Raw genomic sequence first — 2994 nt, forward strand, 5'->3', positions numbered from 1 at the left:
GTCTGAGGGCCGTTGCGACGGTGCCGGTCACGGCCGCTCGTTCACGGCTGCGACCGGCACCGTCGCCTCGTAGCGGACGGCGAGCTTGTCGTACCTCGTGACCACTGCCCTGTGCCTTTTCATGCCCCGTCCGCTTTGTTCGACGGTTTGGCGGTCGCATCCTTCAGGATTTGGACGGCTGTGTTCTCGGTCGGTGTTGGCCTGCCGGAGAGGCGGTGGACCATGACCCAGGTGCCGTCATCCAAGGCACCCGCGAAAACGGAGGCGCCCCGGGTAGCGCCGTTGTGCCAGCGCAGGCGCCCTGACGTCTGCCAAGTCAGTGCGGGTTCGCCCAGCTTTCGTTCGACGAGGAGCTTGGTCACCAGGGGCGCGGTCTCGCGTGGGGTGGCCCACATCCCTCCGGCGGGCAGGATCGCGCCACTCATGGTCCAGGGGCGGAGGGGCCGGCCCAGGAACCCGCGTCCACTGAGTCGTCCGGCCGGTGGCGGGTTCGAGGTCACCTCGGTGATGTTCAGGGGAGTGAGAACGCGACGGTTCAGAAGCTCGCTGTCGCCTCGGCCTTGAAGGAGACCGCAGGCGCATTGCGGGGCTCGGCGCAGGCGTGGCAGCAGGCCGCAGCAGCGTGTCACGGGGTGGTCGACCTCGCGGACCCCCGGGCCCATCCCCGGCTTCCTCCTCCGAGCTACGAGATCGTCCGCCAGGGCAAGGTGGTCCGGCTGCCCCAGGTCACGCCGCACCCCGGTGCGGTCGTCTCCCACACGGTGGTCGTACGGGTGGGGCAGTTGCTGTTCGGTGCGCACTGGAAGCCGGAGGAGCGGCCCGGCGAGCCCCGGACCCGTACCGCGATCATCGCCGACGCCGCGGGGAGAAGGCCGGCTGGCGGCAGCGCTGTACCGTCTGCCGGCATCGGAGTGGCAGCTCGCCATGGCTGCCCCGTCGGCCGTGCGCCGGGCCCAGGGCGCTCTGGTCACCGACTCCGTCGACCACCACCCGCAGCGGCTGCCGGAGACCTGCGCTTCGACTCCGTGCACCCGCGGCAGGTCGAGAACCTGATCGGCGCGTACACGCAGGTGATGACGGCCGAACAGGCCGCGGCCGGCGCCCTGCTGAACCTCGCGAAGCACGCACGTACCCATGTTCCGCGCGCACTGCTGGACGTCGGCGCGCACCGCCTCCTCGCCGACCAGCAGGGATGGGCACGGCAACGGCAGGAGAACGGCCCCCACAGCCCGTCAGAGACGGGTCGAGGCACAGCGCGTTCAGCCGCCTCTCCGACGGCCGCACGGCAGCCGATGGTGAGGGGCCCCTTCGCTTCCCCGTGCTCTCCATGCCAGACCGCCTCCAGAGGCAGAACCTCTGAAGACGAATGAGGTCGGCTACGGCTGTGGGTGGCCCTTGTCGGACATGCAGTCCTTGAACGCGTTCTCTCGTTGGGACGACGAATACGCGTCCGTGAGCCCGTCCATGGTCGGGTCGGCATCATCCGATTCGGGCCATGCCCTGGCTGCCAGATCCGTGCGGTACGCACGCGCTTCGAGGACAGTCATCTGCGTGGTTCGATTGCCGGCGGGCCCGCTGGTGGCGGGCACCGTGATGGGCTGAGCGCTCTTGCCGTCCTTGCCGTTCTTTCCTGCCGGGCCCGCGATACCGCGGGGGCCGGGCACCTCTTGGGGACCTGCCTCACCTCGAGGACCAGGTGTCCTGGCCGTTACTTTGAGAGCGTTGATCTGCTGCTGTTGCACGGTGATCGCTGCACCCTGTGCCGCGAAGAGCGCGCATGCGGCAAGCCAGTGGACGTTGTCGGGATACTGCCGTCATGGCCGTCACTCAGCAGCTCGCCCGCGTCCCGGCGGAGTATCTCGCCTCCTGCCGCCAGTCAGCCGACGCATCGCCGGACGGAGATCCTCTCTGGGATCCACCGTCGACGGACGTCCTCGACATGGACTGGGCGCCGTTCCTGATCGAACGGGTTTGTGATCTGGGAGGTCTCGATGACGTCCATCGGAATGCTTTCCGGCAGGCTCTCGACGGCGAGACTGCCATCGACCTCGCCTTCCTCAACACGCATCCGCATGCCATCAGCCCCTTCGGGCCAGACCCCACGGCTCTCTCAGCGGCTCAAGCAGCTCGCGTTGCGGAACTGCTCGGGCAGATCGACTTTCCGGCCCTCCTGACCGCCCTGCCGACAGACGAGACAGAGGCCGCCGCCTTGATCGGAAACGGCGCAGACAAGATCGTCGGTGGCCCGAAGAAGTACCTACTTGGGCACTTCGACGCCATGCGCGAGTTCTACCGTGGTGCATCCCAACGGCAGCATCTCGTCGTGCTCTGGTGGGACTGACACGCTCTGTCTGCCGTACCCGCGTTACGCCTGGGTGCTCCGACTGAAGGAGGCGCTGCGGGCAGCGGCGGCGCTCAGTTGCGGATGAGCAGAACGAGGCCGGCGAGCAGCACGGCAAGTGCCACGGCAGCGGCCCCGTAAGCGAGCCGGTGTGCACGCAGCCCGGGCAGGAATCGGTCGATGGCGATCCTGCCCGGCCCGGTGAGGGCGAGTCCGGCGGCACCGGCGGCCAGCAGGACTTCGTACTCGACGCCCTGCGGAGCGAAGAAGCCGCCGCCCCACTTGACGGCGATGGCGTTGATCATAGTGCCGAGGACGGCGGCACCAGCGAGCGGCGTCAGCAGGCCGAGCACCAGGCCGAGCCCGCCGAGGATCTCGCTCAGTCCGGCGATGGCGGCCATCGTCTCGCCCGAGGGGTAGCCGCTCATCGTGAAGAACTGGCCAGTGCCCTTGAGGCCTCCGCCGCCGAACCAGCCGAACAGCTTCTGCGCACCGTGGGCTGCGACGGTCAGTCCGAGGGCAACGCGGATGATCAGCAGTCCGACGTCGTAGGCGTGCGGCGAGGTGCCCTCGGTGACGCCGGAGTGGGAATCGAGGGAACGGGTGAGTGTGGAAGCCATGTTGAACGGATCTTTCTGAGAAGAACGAGAAGT

General features: G+C 68.3%; 4 protein-coding genes. 1 reads left to right on the top strand and 3 read right to left on the bottom strand.

Features of this window, described 5'->3' with window-relative positions; genetic code table 11:
* Window positions 1-119 precede the first annotated feature (119 nt).
* Together GA0115254_RS00990 and GA0115254_RS00995 are read right to left on the bottom strand one after the other, a co-directional pair.
* Window positions 120-362 carry a hypothetical protein gene (locus GA0115254_RS00990; RefSeq protein ID WP_256102332.1) on the bottom strand — a complete coding sequence of 81 codons (243 nt, stop codon included), beginning with the start codon at window positions 360-362 and terminating at the stop codon, window positions 120-122.
* Window positions 363-1376: 1014 nt separating this feature from the next.
* Complete coding sequence (locus GA0115254_RS00995; protein ID WP_093893342.1) at window positions 1377-1664, bottom strand: hypothetical protein; 288 nt, start codon at window positions 1662-1664, stop codon at window positions 1377-1379.
* Window positions 1665-1816: 152 nt separating this feature from the next.
* Here GA0115254_RS00995 and GA0115254_RS01000 point away from each other — a divergent pair, with 152 nt between their 5' ends.
* On the top strand, window positions 1817-2341 hold the full coding sequence (locus tag GA0115254_RS01000) for a YfbM family protein (RefSeq protein ID WP_256102333.1): 525 nt from the start codon (window positions 1817-1819) through the stop codon (window positions 2339-2341).
* A gap of 74 nt (window positions 2342-2415) precedes the next feature.
* Here the strand turns inward: GA0115254_RS01000 and GA0115254_RS01005 are convergent, their stop codons facing one another.
* Window positions 2416-2961 (bottom strand): DoxX family protein, encoded by a 546-nt coding sequence (locus tag GA0115254_RS01005; protein ID WP_093893344.1) that lies wholly within the window; start codon window positions 2959-2961, stop codon window positions 2416-2418.
* Window positions 2962-2994 lie beyond the last annotated feature (33 nt).

The organism is Streptomyces sp. Ncost-T10-10d (genome assembly GCF_900091955.1).
GTDB lineage: Bacteria > Actinomycetota > Actinomycetes > Streptomycetales > Streptomycetaceae > Streptomyces.